We start from the raw sequence: 18,561 nt of genomic DNA, 5'->3' as shown, positions 1-18,561 counted from the left end.
GGGAACCACGCGTACCCATCCCGAACACGAACGTTAAGCCTTCCAGCGTCGATGGTACTTGGACCGAAGGGTCCTGGGAGAGTAGAACGTCGCCAAGCGGATTCATTTAATGGATAGTCAAAAGTGGTTATTGGGCTCGGTAGCTCAGTCGGTAGAGCAGAGGACTGAAAATCCTCGTGTCGGCGGTTCGATTCCGTCCCGAGCCACCATAGTAATACGGAGGCTTAGCGAAGTGGCCAAACGCAGCAGACTGTAAATCTGTTCTCTGACGAGTTCGGTGGTTCGAATCCATCAGCCTCCACCATTCTAGTATGAGCCATTAGCTCAGTTGGTAGAGCACCTGACTTTTAATCAGGGTGTCGTAGGTTCGAGTCCTACATGGCTCACGTTTAATTGAATATGCGGTTGTGGTGGAATGGCAGACACGCTATCTTGAGGGGGTAGTGGGCGTACGCTCGTGGAGGTTCGAGTCCTCTCAACCGCACCATCATTCATATGCGTTCGTGGCGGAATTGGCAGACGCGCTAGATTCAGGTTCTAGTGGGGTAACAGCCGTGGAGGTTCGAGTCCTCTCGAGCGCATCATGAAACAACTAATCGGGATACCGACTTCAACAAAGCCGGTATCCCGATTGTATGTGCCCTTAGCTCAGCTGGATAGAGCGTTTGACTACGAATCAAAAGGTCGGGAGTTCGAATCTCTCAGGGCACGCCATTATAACCTCATCGAATTACAGAGTGGACTGAGACTTAGATTCGAACGTCAGAGTTCGTCGGAGCTACGCTTCGAAAGGAATACTACGCAGTCGGCTGAAAGCCGCATCTCTCAGGGCACGCCATATAACCTCAACAAATAATATCAGCACTTACATAAGTAGACTCTTGCTACCGAATAATCGGAGGCAAGAGTCTTTTTGATATAGGAACTCAAGATTGAGTCAACTCCACCATTCGAGGGTTAAAGAGGAACAACACGGCCACAGGAGGGGGATTCTGGATGAGTTTCGTTCATATCACTTTGAAGCTGGTCATCGGATTTGTTGGGTTATGGGTCATTACTCGCCTGCTCGGTAAGAAGGAAATTTCCCAGCTGACCCCATTTGATTTCGTATCTGCTCTGATGCTCAGTGAGCTGGTGGGCAATACCATATACGACGATGAAGCCGGCTATGGAAAGCTGGTCTACGCGTTAGCGTTCTGGATGCTGCTAAGCTATGCCATGGACCGGGTCGTCTACCGCAGTAGAAAGCTGAGAAAGCCTCTGGAAGGCGAGCCCTCGCTGCTTATTGTGAACGGCGTTGTCAATCAACGGGAACTGGACCGAAATAATGTGGATATGGAGCAGCTATGCATGATGCTGAGACAACGCAATGTGTTTTCCTTGAATAAGGTGGCGTTTGCAGTGCTGGAGACGAACGGCAGCCTGAGTATACTGCTTAAATCGGAATATGAGACGGTTAACCGAGGGGACTTGAATTTACCGGAGCAGGTGCAAAGACCCGCTGAAGTGATGATTAAAGACGGTCAGATACAGGGCGATGGATTAAAGGAGATCGGGAAAGACGAGAGCTGGCTTCGAAAGGAAATGCTTGAGCAAGGCTTCATGGACCCGAGACAAGTCTTTTACGCGGAATGGACGTCGGAAGATGGTTTGTATATCGTTCGCAATGAGGAGCCGGTCCGGAAAGACTAAGAAATCAACGATGAAGAGGTCCCTGCGACATGCAGGGACTGAACCAAGAAATAGGATCATGCGTTATTCGGATTTCTTCGCTTCTTTGGGCGGGTGTTCTTGTTTTTTGGCCTTGCCCCCTGAACCTTCGCTGTCCTTACTTCCGCTTTTCTGCCCTTCTTCCGGGGCTTGCTTGTCCTGCTGCTTCCACGGATTTCCGCTATGTTGAAGCATTCTCTGGTATTTAAACTCTTGCTTCAACGACTTTGCCTGTGTTTCCTGAAGCTTCTTTAATTGCTTTTTTTCGGACGCTCGCTTTTTTTCCTCTGTTTCGAATTCCTGCTGCTGAATTTCCTGATACATCTTAAACTGCTGCTGCAGCTGGGTATCGATCGGCTTATCGTTCTGTTGCTTCCCCTTACCCTGCATTTCCTGCCCGGACTTCTGCTGTTGCCCGCAGCCCGTTATCAAGGTAAGGGAAAGAAAAATCCAGCATCCTGTCAAATAAAGAGCCTGTCTTTTCTTCATGGCTTACGATCCTCCCGGGCCCGGCGTATTGGATGGGTGCCAGGGCGATAATTTCGCGAATGACAAGATAACGACACAGATAGATTGCCCAATTCGCGAAAAATAATGTTTCGGGGCACGTTTTGTATTATGATGGAGCTAGGGCTTATCGTCTGTTAGCTTCGGGTGTCCGTATTTGAGGTGGACAGTACATACACCTTCACGTTTTTCTTCACTCCGAACTCCAATGCCTCGCTCACATCCTTCATAAATACGTCTATGCGAGAGCCGCGAATAGCGGAGCCGATATCTTCGGCTTTGCGTAGGCCGATCCCATCGATAAATACGGTTGTTCCGATCGGAATGATTTTCGGATCAACGGCAATCGTACGGCCTTCTTCGGCTTTGCTGCCACTGTATGTAATGCCGTATTGAGGATGCGATGGCGTTTTGCCAGTCGATTCATACCCGGCTGTATACGCAGTCAAGGTGGTAGAAAGCACCTGCTTCACTATATTGGTACGGCCGTCGGCGAACTGGAGGGCAGCCTCTTGGACAGGAATCTCCAAACGCGTGCCGATGGATAACCGATCCGGGGAGCTTATATCGTTCGCGGCCATGATATCGTTGAGGCTGACACCGAAAGACCGGGAGATTCGATATAACGTATCGCCCGCCCTCACTTCGTAAGGAACGGTGGAGGGAAGCAGGACCGAATGGGCCAGATCGACCGGCTGGTCCGACTGAGAGCCAAGTGCGGGGTCCTCTGAAGCGATATAAAAATCGTTGATAAAGATAGATTCATAGGGATCCTCAGAAGCGAAGGTTGCGGACGACGGAAGAGCGGGGCTAGCCGCTACACAGACGAAAACGAGCACGACGAAAAGAGTACGAGTAAAACCATGCATCACGAGATCAAGCCTCCTCTAGCAATTTTGTGCTAACCTAGCATTAGATTCGCCAGATTTAGAGGATTTTAAACATGGACTCGTCACACAAGGGGGATAACTATGGCCAGGCTGGAAGGTAAACGAATCGCGATTACAGGACCGAGGAAAGCGGCGGAGCTCAGCATAATTGTAGAGAAAATGGGCGGAGCTGCCTTGGTTCGGCCGGCTCAAGGGACGGTTGCAGTTGAAGAGGAGCTTGTCCAGGCCGAGGTGAGACGCCTTATTGAGCAAGGGGCGGACTGGGTCATCCTGACGACCGGAGTAGGAACGGATCTCCTTGTTCAAGCGGCAGAAGCTATCGGTGAAAAGGAAGCCTTCGTGGGCGTGCTGAGCAAGGCGCACGTGGCTGCCCGTGGTTATAAGACGGTCAACGTCCTGAAGAAGCTTGGCATTCAGCCGGCGGTACGTGACGATGACGGAACGACGAGCGGATTAATCCGGGCGATGAGCGGCGCCGATCTGAAGGGAAAGAGGGTGGCCTTGCAATTGTATGGCGATCATGCCCCGAAGCTTGTGAACTGGCTAAAAGAGCAGGAGGCCTCCTATCATGAGATATTGCCCTATCGTCACATCCCACCTGAGCTTACGGTAGCCGATCTTCTGCTTGACGAAATTGTGGGGGGACAGCTCGACGCCGTTACGTTCACTAGTACGCCGCAGGTGAGGTTTCTTATGGAGTATGCCAAGGAAAGAGGCATCGCAAACCTTGTGATCAAAGCATTTGAAGGAAATACGATCGCGGTGGCGGTAGGTAAGGTAACCGCGGAGGCGCTGCGCGAGGAAGGCGTAAACCGGGTCGTGGCGCCGGAGGAAGAACGGATGGGAAGTATGATTGTGAGCCTTGCCAAATATTACGAGCAAGAAGCCAATCTTAAGGGATAAGACTTCTTGTACGAGAAACATGCGTACGAAGTGAGAGGGAACCGCTCTCTAACGCCTCGTTTTCAAAGCGTATTGGTTCAAATTGAGGAGGTATGATATACTTTTTCTGATGGAAAAGTATACCATACCTCTTTTTGCCGGGGTCAGGAGGTTAGCATGGAATCAACGATCGTTCAGTTAAAACAAGTAACTAAAAAAATTGGCTCCAAAACGATTGTGGACGGACTTAGCTTCGAGGTGCGCCCGGGAGAAGTATTCGGGTTTCTCGGGCCGAACGGCGCTGGCAAGACGACCACAATCCGGATGATGGTCGGACTGATATCGATATCGGCCGGAGAGATTAAGATCCGGGATTACAGTGTCCGCGGACAATTCGAGGAAGCTATGCAGCATGTGGGCGCGATTGTTGAAAATCCGGAGTTTTACGGATTTATGACCGGGTATCAGAATTTGATCCACTTCGCCAGAATGCTGCCTAATGTGGAGAAGGAGCGGATCGATGAGGTCGTCAGGCTGGTGCGTCTGGAGAACCGGATTCACGATAAAGTAAAAACCTATTCGCTGGGGATGCGCCAGCGGCTGGGAGTGGCTCAGGCGATCCTTCATCGTCCCTCCGTGCTTATTTTGGACGAACCGACGAACGGTCTCGATCCTGAAGGAATCCGCGAGCTCCGCGATTACTTGCGGATGCTGGCGAAGGAAGAAGGGCTGGCTGTCATTGTATCCAGTCACCTGCTGTCCGAGATGGAGCTTATGTGCGACCGGGTAGCGATTATTCAGAATGGACGACTGCTCGATGTGCGCTCGTTCAAGGAGTCTTCGGGCGAGACGGAGGAGGTTGAAGTCCGCTTCGAGGTGCAGGATACGGCTGCAGCGGCGGCAGTGCTGCAAGAAGCCGGCTATCAGGCGCAGGTGAACGGGACGGAGCTTTCCGTGAAAGTATCGGATCGAAGAGACACGGTCGCGGCGCTCAATGCTCGTCTGGTTGCCGCCGGCGTGGCTGTGTTTGGCATCCGTACCATAGCCAAAACGCTTGAGGAGCAATTCCTTGAGGTAACGAGGGGGAATCGGATTGTCTAGTCTGCTGTCGCTCGTGCAGAACGAGAATATGAAAATTTACAATCGTATGCGTACCTGGATTATGCTGGGGATATTAGTGCTTACGATCATTTCGGCGGGTATTCTGATGAAAGTCGTGCTGGACTTGCCATACACCCATGTCCTTCAGTTCATGGGCGCGACAACGTATTTGACGGGTCTATGCACCATCTTCAGCGTAATCATAGCAGGCGACATCGTCGCGTCCGAGTTCAGCTGGGGTACGATCAAGCTGCTGCTGATCCGTCCGGCTTCCCGAAGCAAGGTGCTCGCCTCGAAATTGATCGCCGCTCTGTTGTTTATGATCTGTTTGCTGGCGATTCATTTTATTTTTTCTTACTTCACGGGATTGATCCTGTTTGGCGCCGGAGCGCCCCTCATCCCCGGAGGCGAATCGTTTGCCGGGATTGTCCGTGTTTATTTGCTGGATACGGTGAGTATTGTGATGACGGTATTGCTGGCCTTTATGATCTCGGCAGCCTTCCGCAGCAGCTCGCTTGCGATCGGACTATCCATTTTCCTGCTGTTGACGAAGGATGGCGTCGTGATGGTATTGGCGAGGTTGAAGTACGAATGGGTCAAATATTTTGTATTTGCCAATACGGACTTGACCCCTTATCTCACCGGTGGCAAGCCGCCGATCGAAGGGATGACGCTCGGTTTTTCCGTGACGGTCCTTGTGGCTTATGCGGTCTTGTTCTATGTCGTTTCTTGGCTGCTCTTTACCAAAAGGGATGTAGCGGGCAGCTAAAGCTCATGCTGGCTGCGAGCGCCGATTCGTCGGCGCCTCTTGGTTCAATGGAAGGCTCAGGAAGCCGGCCAGTGAAGGGGAAGAACGAGAGTCTGCGGCAGCTTCGTGCCGGAATTGCCTTTGGCCGCGTTAAGCTGGGCTTGGGTGAGAAAAATGCTTCCGGTAAGATCCGCCCCCCGGAGGTCGGCATCGCGTAAATCCGCTCCAATGAGGTCGGCCCCTCTCAGATCGGCGTTTCTGAGATCCGCGGCGATGAGATAGGCGCCTCTGAGGTTGGCCCCTCTTAAATCGGCCCCTCTGAGATTGGCTCCGATAAGATCAGCTCCCCGGCGATAAGTTTTCCGGGTATCCGGGCTAGTCTTAAGATGGCGGGTTGCCTCGCTGCGTACCCGTTCGCTGGTAAGCAGGAGAAGGGTGTTGACGTCTGCCCGGTGCGCAGCTATGTCTAATTCCATAAGAGCCTGTGGGGCGAGAGAAGCGAGGCGAACCGTCTTCTCGAGGGCGGAGCCGAGCGCTTCGTAAATCGGGCGGGCCGGTTCCAGTGTCAGCGCCTCGGACAGGTACCAGAGAAGCTCATGGAGATGCCGCATGATAGAGAACACCTCGAACATGTCCCTGGCAGTTTCCGGCGCTTGCCGCCAGTCTTGTCCGCCGTAGGTCACTTGAGAGGTATGCTGCCCGGCGCCGAAGCAATCATACACGGTACAACCCCGGAATCCCCGCTGCCTCAGGCTGTTGTGTACGCCGCAGCGAAAGTCCGAGAGCAGGTTCGGGCAGGGCTGCCCGGCATCTTTGTCCATAGCGAAGTCGGCCGAGGCCGCAAAAGGCAGGGCCACACAGCATAAGCCAAAGCAATTTTCGCAATCGGCTCTTAGATCGAGAGGGCTCCTGATGGGGGAGTCGTTATTAGTTTCAGGATACTCAGACATATTTTTCTCTCCTTGATGTCGGGATTCAATGCTTCTTAGATTAATTTTATAGGATGTCGGCGGAAGAGTGTTAGATATTTTTTAGTTTATAACCAGAGGAATGGGAGCAGACCTGCGTCGAAGCCGCATCGGTGACGGAGCCTTGGGGCAAGCTAAACGGAAAATTAAGGTTACGTAAATATGTAAAATAGAAGAGGATAATCTCGATTGATGTCGAATCATTTTGTGTTGGACAATATGGACAAAAGGGGATTTATGACAGCCCATGATCGAATTTAAAAATGTCTCAAAAGTGTACCCCAACGGAACTGTCGGTCTGAAAAACCTGAACCTGACCATTCATAAAGGCGAATTTATCGTCATCGTCGGGTTGTCGGGCGCAGGGAAATCGACGATGCTCCGTTCGATTAATCGGCTACATGAAATAACCGATGGTCAAATAGTTATTAATGGGCGTTCCATCACCTCGGCGAGCGGTTCCGAGCTCCGTCGGATGCGCCGGGATATCGGCATGATTTTCCAAAGCTTTAACCTCGTGAAGCGTTCGACCGTGCTGCGCAACGTGCTCTCCGGGAGAGTGGGGTACCATTCGACGCTGCGTACGCTGCTGGGCTTGTTTCCGAAGGAAGATATCGAGCTGGCGTTCAACGCTTTGGAGCGCGTAAATATTCTAAACAAAGCATACTCCCGCGCGGATGAGCTGTCGGGCGGTCAACAGCAGCGCGTATCGATAGCCCGTGCGTTGGCCCAGGAGGCCAAGATTATCCTTGCGGACGAGCCCGTCGCCTCCCTCGACCCCTTGACGACACGCCAGGTGATGGATGACTTGAAGCGGATCAATCAGGAGCTCGGCATTACAACGATCGTGAACCTCCACTTTATCGATCTGGCTCGCGAATATGCGACGCGCATCATAGGATTGCGTGCAGGTGAAGTGGTATTCGACGGACCGGTAAACGAAGCGACGGATGAAAAATTTTCAGAGATTTATGGCAGAGCCATCAAAAAGGATGAGCTTTTGGGGGTGGAGGCTTAATGACGGACTCGGACCGCAAACGCATCCTGCAAAAGCCCTCGCGCATGAAATCCTATATGACGACGCTGCTGCTTATCGTACTGCTCTGGTGGAGCGCGGAAAATACGGATTCGAGCTTGCCCAGGCTGATTGAGGGAGCGCCGGAGATGGGCAAGCTGATCGTCGAGATGTTCCCGCCGGATTGGAGCTATATCGATGTAGTATGGGCCCCTATGATGGAAACGGTGCAAATGGCTGTAATCGGTACGACGATCGGCGGACTGCTCGCCATCCCTATCGCATTGCTTGCCGCTAGCAATGTCGTACGGACGCCATGGCTGTATCAGCCGGCACGTTTTATCCTGAACCTGATCCGGACGATCCCCGAGCTGTTATTCGCGGGCTTGTTCGTTGCGGTTTTCGGGATCGGGGCTATCCCCGGCATACTCGCGCTAATCTTCTTCTCCTTCGGTCTGGTAGCCAAGCTGACCTATGAATCGATCGAGGCCATCGATCCCGGGCCGCTTGAAGCGATGACGGCGGTCGGGGCCAATAAAGCCCAGTGGATTCAATTCGGCGTAGTTCCTCAGGTAGCGGCTCAATATATGGCTTATTTCTTGTATACCTTCGAGGTCAATGTGCGTGCGGCAGCCGTACTCGGACTTGTAGGCGCGGGCGGCATAGGCCTGTACCTGGACCGTACGCTCCAGCAATTCCGGTACGATCGCTCTTCGCTTATCATTCTCCTGACGCTGGCGATCGTCCTGCTTATTGATTATGTCAGCACAAGGGTAAGGGAGAAGCTGCTATGACAACCAGACCTGTTCCAAAAAAATCGTCTCGCATCCGCTTCTGGCTTGTAGCCCTGATCGTCCTGGCTATTTATGTATGGTCGTTTACCGGCATTGAATATACCGGTCTGACGGAAAGCGCAGGCAAGGATTTCGCTACTATACTGCGAGGTTTATTTCATCCCGACTGGGAATTCGTCTACCGGCCGGAGGGCGAGGATCTGCTTAGAGGACTGCTGGATACGCTCGGCATATCGATCATCGGTACGTTCATCTCCGCGATTCTTTGCGTGCCGTTCGCCTTCTGGGCCGCTGCCAACATGAGCCGTCTACGCTGGGTCAGCGGAAGCGGAAAATTCATGCTCAGCCTGATTCGGACGTTCCCCGAGATCGTCATGGCCATTATCTTCATTAAAGCTGTCGGCCCCGGTGCCTATGCTGGAGTGCTGGCGTTGGGGCTTCATTCGATCGGGATGCTCGGCAAGCTGTATTCGGAGGCTGTCGAAAACCTGGATTTGGGTCCTTCCGAGGCTCTGACAGCCTGCGGCGCCAACCGCCTGCAGGTGCTGTGGTTCGCCGTTATGCCGCAGGTGCTGCCACACTTCTTCTCTTTTGCACTATATCGGTTTGAGATCAACATCCGTTCGGCCTCGATACTCGGGTTGATCGGCGCAGGCGGTATAGGCGCGCCGCTTATATTCGCTCTGGAAGCCCGGGCCTGGAATCGGGTCGGTATTATCCTGCTGGGAATTATCGTGATGGTGACGATCATCGATATCATCTCGTCCTCGATTCGCAAACGCTTGGTATAGCTTTATGTTCGCATCGTACGTAGAAGAAAACCCGCTTTCCGCCGCCTTCGGAGAGCGGGTTTTTCCGTTCCGTCGGAACCGCGCGGGGGCGCTCGGAGTTGGTTGGCGAAGCCTTATTCTCCGGAGCCATATTCAGGTTGGTCGAACAGCCAGCGCAGGAAACGCTCGGCTTGCACCGAGAGCGGATCGCCTTCACGCCAGTAGACGGCCAGCGGGTTGGTTATCGTGACACCAGGTACCTGTACGCGGGCCACCTCTCCCCGTGAGAGAAAGTCCCGGACCTCCGTCGCAGAGGCAAAAAGCGTCCCATAGCCGGCTGCAACGGCACGGACCGCTTCATTCATTCCGCCGAGCTCAAGCCCGATCCGTGGCATGCCTACATGCATGGAGCGGCATAAAGCAAGCAGCATGTCCCGAGTAGAGCTCCCCTCCTCCCGCATAACGAACGGCTCCTGCAGCACCTCGCTCAGCGCAGCCTCCTGACCGGCCAAACGATGCTCCGGCGGTACGATGAACCACATCGGATCCTCGGCCAGCGGCCTCCGTACAAGGCCGCTAGCCGCTTCGAGCCGGCCCCCGACGACGGCGAGCTCAGCTTCGAAGGTGACCAGCATGCCGAGCGCCCGGTCGGCGTTGGCCGTGTGCAGGATAAGCTTGACATCCTCCGCCTGCTTCTTGAAGCCTGCCATCCAGGACGGGAGTAGAAAGTTAGCGGGCAAATACGTAGCCGCCAATCTCAGGCTGCCGGAACGCCCTTCCCGATATTCGTGGATGAGCAGGCTCAGTTCATCCTCCAGGGAAACCAGCCTCTTCGCCTGCGCGGCGACGAACTCCCCAGCTTCGGTCAGCAGGATGCCTCGCCCTCTGGGCGCTAGAAGTGTTAATCCCAGCTCCTGCTCCAGCTTGCGAATCTGCATCGTAACAGCCGGCTGGCTGATTCGCAGCAGCTCGGCAGCCTTGGTTACGCTGCCGGTGCGGGCAATGGCATGGAGCAGGTGCAGAGCATGACTATTCACATGAGGCGGCTTCATGAAAAACATCCTTTCTTGATATAAACATAAATATAATATATATAATCACAAATTATATATATTATATTTATTATATATCATGCCTTATGCTTAAAGAAATGAGAAGAAAGGCGTGAATGGTATGAAAATGACTTGCTCGGAGTGCGGAATTGAATACCCGGTGAGTTCGGTAGCCTACTGTTGCCCATGCGGTGGACTTATGCAGATTGTGCAGGAGCTGGGCGGCCTGGACGCCGATCGGCTCAAACGGATCTTCGATGACCGGTTGAGCGAGCGCGGCACGCTTCACGCAAGCGGAGTATGGAGATATAAGGAATTGATTCATCCTCAGTTGTCTTCTGAGCAGGCCATTACTCGATATGAGGGCAACACGGGACTGTACGAAGCGGAGTCTGTGCGGGCTTTCGCCGGAGTGGACAGGCTATGGCTGAAGGCACAGAGTGAAAATCCGAGCGGATCGTTCAAGGACAACGGAATGGTTGTCGCCGTCTCCCAGGGGCTATCGCTTGGATATAAGCGGTTTGCCTGCTCTTCAACGGGAAATACCTCGGCTTCGCTTGCTATGTATGCGGCGTGGAGCGGGTCCGAAGCGTATGTGTTCGTTCCGGAGCAGGGCGTCGCCGCGGGGAAGATCGGGCAAACGCTGGCCTATGGCGCGAGGATGATCCGCTTCGCCGGGACGTATGATGACGGCATTGCCTTTTTACAGCGGCATGCAGGTGAACTAAGCTTGTATCTATGCAATTCGGTCAATCCTTGGCGGATCGAAGGCCAGAAGAGCATTGGCTTCGAGATTGCGCATAGGCTAGGCTGGAAGCTGCCGGACTGGGTGGTCCTTCCAGGTGGCGCGCTAAGCAATGTCGCTGCATTGGGAAAAGGACTAAGGGAGCTGCTTGCGATCGGGTTGATCGACAAGCTGCCAAGGATTGCCGTGGTGCAGGCGGAAGGGTCCTCCCCGTTCCACCGGATGATGGCCGCGGGGAGCGACATGCTGACGCCCGAAGCTAACCCGCGTACGAGAGCCAGCGCCCTGCGCATAGGCGATCCGCCCAGCTGGAAGAAGGCGATGGTCGTCCTTCAGGAGACATCGGGCGTTACCGTGTCGGTAACGGATGAAGAGATTTTTGCCGCCAAGAGGGTCGTAGATCGCAGCGGCATCGGCTGTGAGCCTGCCTCGGCCGCCTCGGTGGCCGGATTGCGTAAGCTGCGCGAGGAAGGGACTATCGACCGGTTGTGCACGGCGGTCTGTATCCTGACGGGGCATATGCTCAAGGATCAGGAGTCTCTGGATATGTATCCGCATGAGCCTGATGGAGCAAGCGGGCAGTCTCGACCATCAAAGGGGGCGGAAGGACTTTATCCTGACGCGATCCGCGCGATGTTCGGCGCACAAGGGTAATAACAAAAAAAGGCTGTCCGCGGAAATGATCGGAATCGATCTTTCCGGGACAGCCTTTGTCCACTTAAGCTCCTATCCTCGAGCAGAAGCCTGATTATTTTTGACCAACGTCCTTGGAGTACTCGCGTACGATATCGAAGTTTTTGTCGTCGGACTTGACATAGCCGCGGTGCGAGTATACTTCATAGATGATTTTGCTGCCTTCCGGATCTTTGCCGATCTCGATAAAGGCGTTAGCAATCTTGTCTCTCCAGGCTTGATCCATATCCGTGCGGACGGTAATCGTATCGTTAGGGATTTTGGAAGTGAAGGCCAGGACGCGTGTTTGCTCGAAGACGTCCGGCTTGTCCTTTTTCACGGTATTGCGAGCATCTTGGAAAATAGCCGCTGCATCGGTTTGACCGTTCAATACGGCAAGTACGCCTTTATCATGGCCCTTGACTTCGATACCTTTGACGTCTTTCTCCGGATCGACGCCTGCTTTCTTCATGTCGTTAGCCGGCCATACGAAGCCAGCTGAGGACGTTACGCCTTGCCAAGCGATCGATTTGCCCTTCAGGTCCGTGAGCGTTTTGATCGGAGAGTCCTTCTTGACGATAATCATCGCTTTATAGAAATCTACAAGCTCCGTCGTTTCAGCGCCTGTTGCATCGTCGATGCCATAGCGCTGGGCCTGCAGAAGCAGATCAGCCGCTTTCTTCTCGTCATGCGCCAGTACATAGGCGTTTGGAGGCAGGAAGCCGACATCGACTTGTTTCGAGGACATTGCCTCGATGACGGTGTTATAGTTGGTCGAGACGGTTACTTTGACAGGAATGCCGAGCCTGTCCCCCAGAAGCTTCTCCAGTGGCTTAGCTTTCGCTTCGAGCGTTTCGGCGCTTTGCGAAGGAACGAATTGAACGCGAAGCTCTTTCGGCTCGAAGCCTTTGGCTGCAGGAGCCTCTTGTTTGGCGCCGTTCGGGGCAGGAGCATTTCCTCCCGGTGTTTCCGTTTTCGTTCCGCAAGCAGCGGCAAGTCCAGCCGTCAGGATCAGAGAGAGGCTGAGAGCCGTCATTTTCTTAAACATACCAATTGACCTCCAGTAAATTCTGTTTATTTGTCAAACAATTACACTATACCACAAAATGGAGAATTGAATAATTAAAATATTGTGAAAGCCGGCTTATGTGTGAGTAAATCTGACCCATTACTTACACTGTGGCTCTTTTTTATTGATTTTGCTAAGATAGATACATCATTCCCTCCGGTGCAATTGGGGTGCGAATGGATAATAAAAGTCAAAATTTGGACAATGGAGTTGACCGCTGCTGTGACCCAATCTCCCCAAGACTCGCTCAAGATTACTGTGCTGGAAACATCCGACATTCACGGGAATATCATGCCCATCCAATATGCAAATCATAACCCGATCGAAAGCGGGCTCGCCAAGCTGGCGACGTTGATTCGCGAAGAGCGCCGAAAGCAGGATTATGTGCTTCTTGTGGACAATGGGGACCTGATCCAGGGCACGCCCTTGGCTTATCATCATGCGCGCTTGAACCGGGAAGAGCCGAATCCGATGATCTCTTGTCTCAATGAACTGGGATACGATGCAGCCGTCGTCGGGAATCATGAGTTCAACTATGGGATGGAGCTGCTAAGCAAAGCAGTTGCCGAATCGTCATTCCCGTGGCTGTGCGCCAATATTGTTCGGGAAGCCGACAAGGAGCCTTTTTTGGGACAGCCCTATATCCTCAGGAGGTTTGGCGGAGTAAAGGTTGCGGTGCTCGGACTGACTACTCCGTATATCCCTAACTGGGAGAAAGCGGAGCATATAGCCGGTCTTGTCTTCGAGGATGCCGTCCAATCGGCCAAGCGGTGGGTAAAAGAACTGCGTGAGAGGGAAGGAGCGGATATCGTTATTGTCTCTTATCACGGGGGCTTCGAATGTCATCTGGAGACGGGCGAGCCGACAGAGCCGCTAACGGGGGAGAATCAGGGATTTGCGCTTTGCCGCGAGGTTGAAGGGATCGATCTGCTATTGACCGGGCATCAGCATCGGGTTATCCCGGGCGCCCGAGTGTGCGGAGTTCCGGTTCTGCAGCCCGGCAGCGCAGGCGGCTGGCTGGGTAAAGCCGTTCTTAGCGTAGAGCGGGATCGGGAAGGCCGTTGGCATATAGCCGCAGTGGAGACGGAGCTGCTCTCGCCTGAGGGTGCGGCGCCGGATGCCCAAATATTGGAGCTCGCCGATCCGCATGAGCGGTTGACCCAGGTTTGGCTGGACCAGCCTATAGGGAGATTGGTCGGCGATATGCGGGTGCTCGATCCGATGGAGGTCCGCTTGAGGGAGCATCCGCTGATCGAGTTTATCAATCGTGTCCAGATGGAGATTTCCGGCGCCCCGATCTCCAATACGGCGCTTTTCGACAATATATCGCCGGGATTTCCTGAACTTATAACGATGAGAGATATCGTGTCGAATTATATTTATCCCAACACGCTGCAGGTCATCCGCGTAAGCGGGAAGGACATTGAAGCTGCGCTGGAGCAAACGGCCGGGTACTTCGAGACGTATGATGGGCATGGGGAGATCCGGGTAAGTGCCGCTTTCAGCGATCCGAAGCCGCAGCATTACAATTACGACATGTGGGAAGGGATCGAATACAAGCTAGACATTTCAAAGCCAGTCGGCCAGCGTGTCTCCGGACTGCGCTATCAAGGAGCCCCTCTCGATCCCGAGGGCGAGTATGAGGTGGTTATGAATAACTATCGGGCCGCAGGCGGCGGCAATTATGCGATGTTCCGGGGGAAGCCGATCGTCAAGGATATACCGACCGATATGGCGGAGCTTTTGGCCAGCTACATTATGGAGCGCGGGACGATCGAATCGACGCTTGACCGGAACTGGGAGGTTATATGGACGGGGCATGCCGAAGACCGCCTCTAACACGCTCTCCGCGGCTCGCGGCCTCTCGGTATAAAATAGCTATAACGATTCTTCACCTTGCGGGGATCCGGCCTTCCATGCGTTAATAGTACTGTAGCCGGCCAGCTAACACTCTACGAAAGGAGTGATCGGAAACGATGATTACATTAACTGAGGTGATCTCTGCGTAAGCAGGGATCGCATGATGGTGAGGAGCTTCAGCTTCGGATTCCAGCGGATGCTAGCGTGTCCGAAGGAAGCTTCTCATGGGGCCTTCGGGCCCCGCCTCTACATACGGATTAACTGGGATATAAGCAAATAGACATTTTGGGAAACAATGGGTATAATAAGGTTTAATACATTCTAAAGAAGGGAGTGGCGTGTGATGTTGGTAGTGACAAACGCGACTATGATGATTATGGCAAGAGGATTTGATTACAAGTGAATAAGCATTTTCTCCATCACCGTCACCTGAACCCCGTCTTTTACAGGAACAGAACATAAGAGGCATTCGGGCACGCATCGGCAGATCGTGTTTTTTTTCTTTTCCGGCCATTCCGGCGTTTTGATGCTCTTAGAGCATGCTTATGCTTGGGAGGAAGTTGCGGATTAGCAAAAAGCATGCATGGTCGAATGGTACGGGCGCCCATCTTGAAAAGCTTCAATAGAGGTTTTCTTGTATGCCCCTCAAGACTAGCGAATCCTGTGTATCCAAAGGGCACATTCATAGGAGGTGTGAAGATGAAAATGCTGACGACTTTCGGAAGTAACGCCAATACGGCGCGAAAGGAGGCATTCATCGGTGGGGTACAAGAATGGAAGGGACATTTTGCCACCTAACCTGCTCAAGCAGCTGCAGGACTATATACAAGGTGAGATTATTTATATTCCGAAGAAAGACCAGACGCGCGCAGGCTGGGGCGAGAACAACGGCACCCGGCAGTCGATACAAAAGCGGAACCATGAGATATTCCGGCTATATCAGAACGGATACTCCGTTACAGAGCTGATCGGCAAGTTCCACTTAAGCGAAGACAGCATCCGCAAAATTATAGTCAAGACTCGCGGGCTCGCTGCCAGGCCTTAACAAGGCAGGCTAGAGCGGTGCGGGGGCGATAGCACGGGGTGTTGGTCCGCCCGTCGGAGCTGTCAGCGGAAGCCTTAACTTACAGAACATCATGACAAGAGCCAAAAGCGGATGACTTTTGGCTTTTTTCGATGAAATCTTACAGGATGTTCAAGCCTGCCAGCTTGATGCCGCTGATCAGGATGATCGCAGCCATAACCGTGCGAAGAGGCTTCGCCGGCACCCTGGCGGACAAGCTGCTGCCGAGCAGAACGCCGGGAACGGATCCGACAAGCAAGTTGAAGGCGAGCAGGTAATCGATATTGCCGAAGCCTGCATGCATCAGACCGGCAGCCGATACGAGCAAGAAAGCGTGGACGATGTCGGTACCGACCAGCTCGGCGGCTTTCAAACGGTAGAAAAACATCATGGCCAGTGCAAAGAGAGAACCGGAGCCGATCGAGGTCAGGCCGACGATAAAGCCGAGCAGCACGCCGATCAGAATAGAAAGGCCTTTTTTATCGGTCAAAGACTTATCCTGGATGGAGTTGGTCTTATTGGGCGAAATCCAAACCTTCGCGAGACTCAAAAGGGCGACTACGATCAGGACGATGCCAAGCGAATGCTTGATAATCGCATCCTGGTAGCCTTGCAGGGGCGGATAAAACCTTAGCAATACGATAGCAAACACGGCGCTTGGCACACTACCCATAGCCAAGTGCTTGACGAGCGTAACATTCACCGTCTTCTGGCGCACATGCTGAATGCTGCCGAACAGCTTGGTAATCGAGTTATAGAAGAGGTCGGTGGCTACCGCAACGGTGGGCTGGATACCCAGAAATACAAGCAGAGGAGTCAGCAGAGCAGCTCCGCCTACACCCGTCAAACCAACCAAGAGCCCGACAAGCGCGCCCATCAAAACAATGTTCATCTCCATTTACTTTTCCCACCTCAAGTTATCTTGTCGGTCAGCATTATTATAATCCCAAGTTAACCGATGTGCAATTATTATTTTTCAACATTTTCCTGCTGTGCCCTTCTCCCCCACTATATGTGGGCGTAAAGAGATCTGGTGCCAGTTTCCATGCAAAAAAACATCCGGCAGCGATCGCTGAGGAATCCCCTCATAACCTGTCGGATTTTTTGATAGCCTTTGCTATTCATGTCTGGCGAGGGAACGGTTGCCGTGATTTAAAGATAGTCCGGTATTCCCGAGGAAGCGTCAGGCGGCATATGGTATGATTTAAAGAAAGCCGCAGCAGGGTAGGCGCAAGCTTTGGCTCAGAAGGAGTGAGTAGCCTTGATCCCGTTGTTTGTGTATGGAACCTTGTTGGTGGGGGAAGCGAATCATCCTGTCATCGCTCCTTATGTATGGTCGGTACGGCCAGGCGCCGTGTACGGCAGACTGTTTGACGCCGGAGGCTATCCCGGCCTTGTGCTGTCCGGAGCAGGAACACATGGAAGGGTTCAAGGAGAGTGGATGGTAATTGCCGAGGAAGGAATGCCAAGACTCGAAGAGCTGGAAGAATACTACGGAACGGAAAAAGGACATGACTATGAACGGGTCTGGATACGCGATGGCTTACGGGAAGAGAGAGAGGGCTGGACTTACGCGTGGAAGCATTCGCACGGTTATCCGGAGATTGAAGGGGGTTCGTGGCGAAGCCGCTGAGACAGCGCGCAAAGAAGCCGTTCCCAAGTTGAGAACGACCGCTTAATTAGCATGGGGCTTAGGCTCGCCTGGAAAGCGGCCTCCAATCCTCTTTCTCCGATTTCTTGATGATCTCACTGATCCTCATGACGATAGCGTTGGCATCCTCTTCGCCTATGGACAACGCAAGCTGCTCAAAGGTCAGGTTATCCTGGTGAAGCTTCCGGGTCACCGAGCTTTCCTTGTACCAGGCTTCGGTGATGGCGAAGTAGCCTTCCTTTTTCAACCAAACCTCATGGTAGTACTGATCCTGCTCGTTCTGAGTTCTCAGGGACAGATAATAGGCTTGCATCGGGATGCGTGGATCGGAGAGGCGCTGGCTGATCACCGAACCCGAGGAGACGGGCTGGCCGAATGAAATATACCGGGACACCTTGCGTATTAATTGTTCGACAGGCTGCATCATAAATCACCCTTTCTATAGGACGTTTTCCCTAGGTTTTCGATACCGTTCTCTAAAGAACTCTTTATAAACATATTAACATAGTTCTTAAGGATTATGAAACTTATTTTTGAGTAGGATGTTGTCGGCTTTTCTTTCTTTTTTTTACCCAATATTTCCGGTTCATGCTATAATGAAACAGATGAAATTGCCAGATGAGAAGCGGAGAGAATACGAATGAGCGCCTATAGAATATTGCTTGCCGATGATGAGGAAGCCCTCCGTTTTTTACTTACGGAGACGCTTGCAGACGAAGGCTATGACATCACCGAAGCGACCGACGGCAGGGAGGCAGTCGAACGCTTGCGGAGCGAGTCGTTTGATCTGGTTATTTTGGACTATATGATGCCGGAGCAGACCGGCGTCGAAGTATGCGAATGGCTGCGAAGTCAGGACGGGGCGAACCGTGAGGCGCCCGTAATTCTTCTGACGGCCAAAGCTCTCGATAAGGATCGCGAGCGCGCGAAAGAGGCCGGGGTTACGCAATATATCGTTAAGCCCTTCAGCCCCCTTCAATTGATCGATACCGTTCAGGAACTTATTCAGCAGCGTTCGACTTAGGCGATGCGCTTTATCATGTACATAGATCGGGAGTGAGCTT

General features: G+C 52.9%; 19 protein-coding genes, 6 tRNA genes and 1 rRNA gene. 19 read left to right on the top strand and 7 right to left on the bottom strand.

Translation table 11 applies throughout. The annotated features are described in order from the left end of the window. The 8 genes from rrf to GSF01_RS08550 all read left to right on the top strand — a co-directional run. Window positions 1-98: ribosomal RNA gene (gene rrf, locus GSF01_RS08585) — 5S ribosomal RNA — on the top strand; the annotation flags it as partial. A gap of 35 nt (window positions 99-133) precedes the next feature. Beyond that, window positions 134-209, top strand: a tRNA-Phe gene (locus GSF01_RS08580). A 9-nt stretch (window positions 210-218) separates the two neighbouring features. Continuing rightward, a tRNA-Tyr gene (locus tag GSF01_RS08575) sits at window positions 219-304 on the top strand. A 9-nt stretch (window positions 305-313) separates the two neighbouring features. Continuing rightward, window positions 314-386: transfer RNA gene (locus GSF01_RS08570), tRNA-Lys, on the top strand. A 15-nt stretch (window positions 387-401) separates the two neighbouring features. Then, window positions 402-487: transfer RNA gene (locus GSF01_RS08565), tRNA-Leu, on the top strand. Window positions 488-497: 10 nt separating this feature from the next. Next, a tRNA-Leu gene (locus tag GSF01_RS08560) sits at window positions 498-581 on the top strand. Between the two features lie 56 nt (window positions 582-637). Next, window positions 638-714, top strand: a tRNA-Arg gene (locus tag GSF01_RS08555). A 282-nt stretch (window positions 715-996) separates the two neighbouring features. Beyond that, a complete protein-coding gene (locus tag GSF01_RS08550; protein ID WP_159882835.1) occupies window positions 997-1,692 on the top strand; it encodes a DUF421 domain-containing protein in 696 nt (231 codons plus the stop codon). Window positions 1,693-1,755: 63 nt separating this feature from the next. On the opposite strand, the gene GSF01_RS08545 is transcribed toward GSF01_RS08550, so the two are convergent. Then, window positions 1,756-2,199, bottom strand: a complete 444-nt coding sequence (locus tag GSF01_RS08545; protein ID WP_159882833.1) for a hypothetical protein — start codon at window positions 2,197-2,199, stop codon at window positions 1,756-1,758. A 155-nt stretch (window positions 2,200-2,354) separates the two neighbouring features. Beyond that, complete coding sequence (locus GSF01_RS08540; protein WP_159882880.1) at window positions 2,355-3,086, bottom strand: 3D domain-containing protein; 732 nt, start codon at window positions 3,084-3,086, stop codon at window positions 2,355-2,357. A 102-nt stretch (window positions 3,087-3,188) separates the two neighbouring features. On the opposite strand from GSF01_RS08540, the gene GSF01_RS08535 reads away from it, so the two are divergent. From GSF01_RS08535 to GSF01_RS08525, 3 genes are all read left to right on the top strand, one after another. Continuing rightward, a complete protein-coding gene (locus GSF01_RS08535; RefSeq protein WP_159882831.1) occupies window positions 3,189-4,010 on the top strand; it encodes a uroporphyrinogen-III synthase in 822 nt (273 codons plus the stop codon). A 156-nt stretch (window positions 4,011-4,166) separates the two neighbouring features. After that, on the top strand, window positions 4,167-5,090 hold the full coding sequence (locus tag GSF01_RS08530) for an ABC transporter ATP-binding protein (RefSeq protein WP_159882829.1): 924 nt from the start codon (window positions 4,167-4,169) through the stop codon (window positions 5,088-5,090). After that, complete coding sequence (locus GSF01_RS08525; protein ID WP_159882827.1) at window positions 5,083-5,859, top strand: ABC transporter permease; 777 nt, start codon at window positions 5,083-5,085, stop codon at window positions 5,857-5,859. Before GSF01_RS08530 ends, GSF01_RS08525 begins: the two co-directional genes overlap by 8 nt. 56 nt (window positions 5,860-5,915) lie before the next feature. Here GSF01_RS08525 and GSF01_RS08520 read toward each other — a convergent pair whose 3' ends face one another. Further along, window positions 5,916-6,788, bottom strand: a complete 873-nt coding sequence (locus tag GSF01_RS08520) for a pentapeptide repeat-containing protein (protein ID WP_159882825.1) — start codon at window positions 6,786-6,788, stop codon at window positions 5,916-5,918. Window positions 6,789-7,053: 265 nt separating this feature from the next. Here GSF01_RS08520 and phnC point away from each other — a divergent pair, with 265 nt between their 5' ends. The 3 genes from phnC to phnE (GSF01_RS08505) are packed head-to-tail and all read left to right on the top strand — an operon-like array spanning window position 7,054 to window position 9,406. After that, window positions 7,054-7,824 carry a phosphonate ABC transporter ATP-binding protein gene (gene phnC, locus GSF01_RS08515; RefSeq protein ID WP_159882822.1) on the top strand — a complete coding sequence of 257 codons (771 nt, stop codon included), beginning with the start codon at window positions 7,054-7,056 and terminating at the stop codon, window positions 7,822-7,824. Continuing rightward, window positions 7,824-8,615, top strand: a complete 792-nt coding sequence (gene phnE / locus GSF01_RS08510) for a phosphonate ABC transporter, permease protein PhnE (RefSeq protein ID WP_159882820.1) — start codon at window positions 7,824-7,826, stop codon at window positions 8,613-8,615. The genes phnC and phnE (GSF01_RS08510) overlap by 1 nt, the downstream gene beginning before the upstream one ends. Continuing rightward, window positions 8,612-9,406 carry a phosphonate ABC transporter, permease protein PhnE gene (phnE, locus tag GSF01_RS08505; protein WP_159882818.1) on the top strand — a complete coding sequence of 265 codons (795 nt, stop codon included), beginning with the start codon at window positions 8,612-8,614 and terminating at the stop codon, window positions 9,404-9,406. Before phnE (GSF01_RS08510) ends, phnE (GSF01_RS08505) begins: the two co-directional genes overlap by 4 nt. A gap of 113 nt (window positions 9,407-9,519) precedes the next feature. Here the strand turns inward: phnE (GSF01_RS08505) and GSF01_RS08500 are convergent, their stop codons facing one another. Continuing rightward, the gene (locus GSF01_RS08500; protein WP_235941356.1) at window positions 9,520-10,437 is read right to left on the bottom strand and encodes a LysR family transcriptional regulator; all 918 of its coding nucleotides are present in this window, start codon (window positions 10,435-10,437) and stop codon (window positions 9,520-9,522) included. Window positions 10,438-10,558: 121 nt separating this feature from the next. Here GSF01_RS08500 and thrC point away from each other — a divergent pair, with 121 nt between their 5' ends. Beyond that, window positions 10,559-11,836, top strand: a complete 1,278-nt coding sequence (gene thrC / locus GSF01_RS08495; protein WP_159882816.1) for a threonine synthase — start codon at window positions 10,559-10,561, stop codon at window positions 11,834-11,836. A 94-nt stretch (window positions 11,837-11,930) separates the two neighbouring features. Here the strand turns inward: thrC and GSF01_RS08490 are convergent, their stop codons facing one another. After that, window positions 11,931-12,902, bottom strand: coding sequence for a phosphate/phosphite/phosphonate ABC transporter substrate-binding protein (locus tag GSF01_RS08490; protein ID WP_159882814.1), 972 nt, complete (start codon window positions 12,900-12,902; stop codon window positions 11,931-11,933). 243 nt (window positions 12,903-13,145) lie between these two features. Between GSF01_RS08490 and GSF01_RS08485 the strand changes: the two genes are divergently transcribed. Next, a complete protein-coding gene (locus GSF01_RS08485; RefSeq protein ID WP_268893703.1) occupies window positions 13,146-14,762 on the top strand; it encodes a bifunctional metallophosphatase/5'-nucleotidase in 1,617 nt (538 codons plus the stop codon). A 781-nt stretch (window positions 14,763-15,543) separates the two neighbouring features. Further along, window positions 15,544-15,828, top strand: a complete 285-nt coding sequence (locus GSF01_RS08480) for a CD3324 family protein (protein ID WP_159882809.1) — start codon at window positions 15,544-15,546, stop codon at window positions 15,826-15,828. Between the two features lie 139 nt (window positions 15,829-15,967). On the opposite strand, the gene GSF01_RS08475 is transcribed toward GSF01_RS08480, so the two are convergent. After that, window positions 15,968-16,744, bottom strand: coding sequence for a sulfite exporter TauE/SafE family protein (locus GSF01_RS08475; protein WP_159882807.1), 777 nt, complete (start codon window positions 16,742-16,744; stop codon window positions 15,968-15,970). A gap of 363 nt (window positions 16,745-17,107) precedes the next feature. Here GSF01_RS08475 and GSF01_RS08470 point away from each other — a divergent pair, with 363 nt between their 5' ends. After that, complete coding sequence (locus tag GSF01_RS08470; protein ID WP_159882805.1) at window positions 17,108-17,479, top strand: gamma-glutamylcyclotransferase family protein; 372 nt, start codon at window positions 17,108-17,110, stop codon at window positions 17,477-17,479. A gap of 58 nt (window positions 17,480-17,537) precedes the next feature. Here the strand turns inward: GSF01_RS08470 and GSF01_RS08465 are convergent, their stop codons facing one another. Further along, window positions 17,538-17,924, bottom strand: coding sequence for a hypothetical protein (locus GSF01_RS08465; protein ID WP_235941355.1), 387 nt, complete (start codon window positions 17,922-17,924; stop codon window positions 17,538-17,540). A 213-nt stretch (window positions 17,925-18,137) separates the two neighbouring features. On the opposite strand from GSF01_RS08465, the gene GSF01_RS08460 reads away from it, so the two are divergent. Further along, entirely contained in the window at window positions 18,138-18,521 is a 384-nt protein-coding gene (locus GSF01_RS08460; protein WP_159882803.1) for a response regulator, read from the top strand. Window positions 18,522-18,561: the final 40 nt, after the last annotated feature.

It is taken from the genome of Paenibacillus puerhi (assembly GCF_009846885.1).
GTDB lineage: Bacteria > Bacillota > Bacilli > Paenibacillales > NBRC-103111 > Paenibacillus_G > Paenibacillus_G puerhi.
The sequence above is the reverse complement of the archived record's forward strand: the minus strand, read 5'-3'. Positions and strand labels throughout refer to the sequence as shown.

Excerpts from the sequence above, each read along its gene's own strand:
- phnE (WP_159882820.1), top strand. The coding sequence starts at position 7,824 with ATGACGGACTCGGACCGCAAACGCATCCTGCAAAAGCCCTCGCGCATG.
- GSF01_RS08550 (WP_159882835.1), top strand. The coding sequence starts at position 997 with ATGAGTTTCGTTCATATCACTTTGAAGCTGGTCATCGGATTTGTTGGG.
- GSF01_RS08500 (WP_235941356.1), bottom strand. The coding sequence starts at position 10,437 with ATGAAGCCGCCTCATGTGAATAGTCATGCTCTGCACCTGCTCCATGCC.
- phnC (WP_159882822.1), top strand. The coding sequence starts at position 7,054 with ATGATCGAATTTAAAAATGTCTCAAAAGTGTACCCCAACGGAACTGTC.
- GSF01_RS08475 (WP_159882807.1), bottom strand. The coding sequence starts at position 16,744 with ATGGAGATGAACATTGTTTTGATGGGCGCGCTTGTCGGGCTCTTGGTT.
- GSF01_RS08520 (WP_159882825.1), bottom strand. The coding sequence starts at position 6,788 with ATGTCTGAGTATCCTGAAACTAATAACGACTCCCCCATCAGGAGCCCT.
- GSF01_RS08535 (WP_159882831.1), top strand. The coding sequence starts at position 3,189 with ATGGCCAGGCTGGAAGGTAAACGAATCGCGATTACAGGACCGAGGAAA.
- GSF01_RS08465 (WP_235941355.1), bottom strand. The coding sequence starts at position 17,924 with ATGATGCAGCCTGTCGAACAATTAATACGCAAGGTGTCCCGGTATATT.
- GSF01_RS08490 (WP_159882814.1), bottom strand. The coding sequence starts at position 12,902 with ATGTTTAAGAAAATGACGGCTCTCAGCCTCTCTCTGATCCTGACGGCT.
- GSF01_RS08540 (WP_159882880.1), bottom strand. The coding sequence starts at position 3,086 with ATGCATGGTTTTACTCGTACTCTTTTCGTCGTGCTCGTTTTCGTCTGT.
- GSF01_RS08460 (WP_159882803.1), top strand. The coding sequence starts at position 18,138 with ATGAGCGCCTATAGAATATTGCTTGCCGATGATGAGGAAGCCCTCCGT.
- thrC (WP_159882816.1), top strand. The coding sequence starts at position 10,559 with ATGAAAATGACTTGCTCGGAGTGCGGAATTGAATACCCGGTGAGTTCG.
- GSF01_RS08530 (WP_159882829.1), top strand. The coding sequence starts at position 4,167 with ATGGAATCAACGATCGTTCAGTTAAAACAAGTAACTAAAAAAATTGGC.
- GSF01_RS08545 (WP_159882833.1), bottom strand. The coding sequence starts at position 2,199 with ATGAAGAAAAGACAGGCTCTTTATTTGACAGGATGCTGGATTTTTCTT.
- phnE (WP_159882818.1), top strand. The coding sequence starts at position 8,612 with ATGACAACCAGACCTGTTCCAAAAAAATCGTCTCGCATCCGCTTCTGG.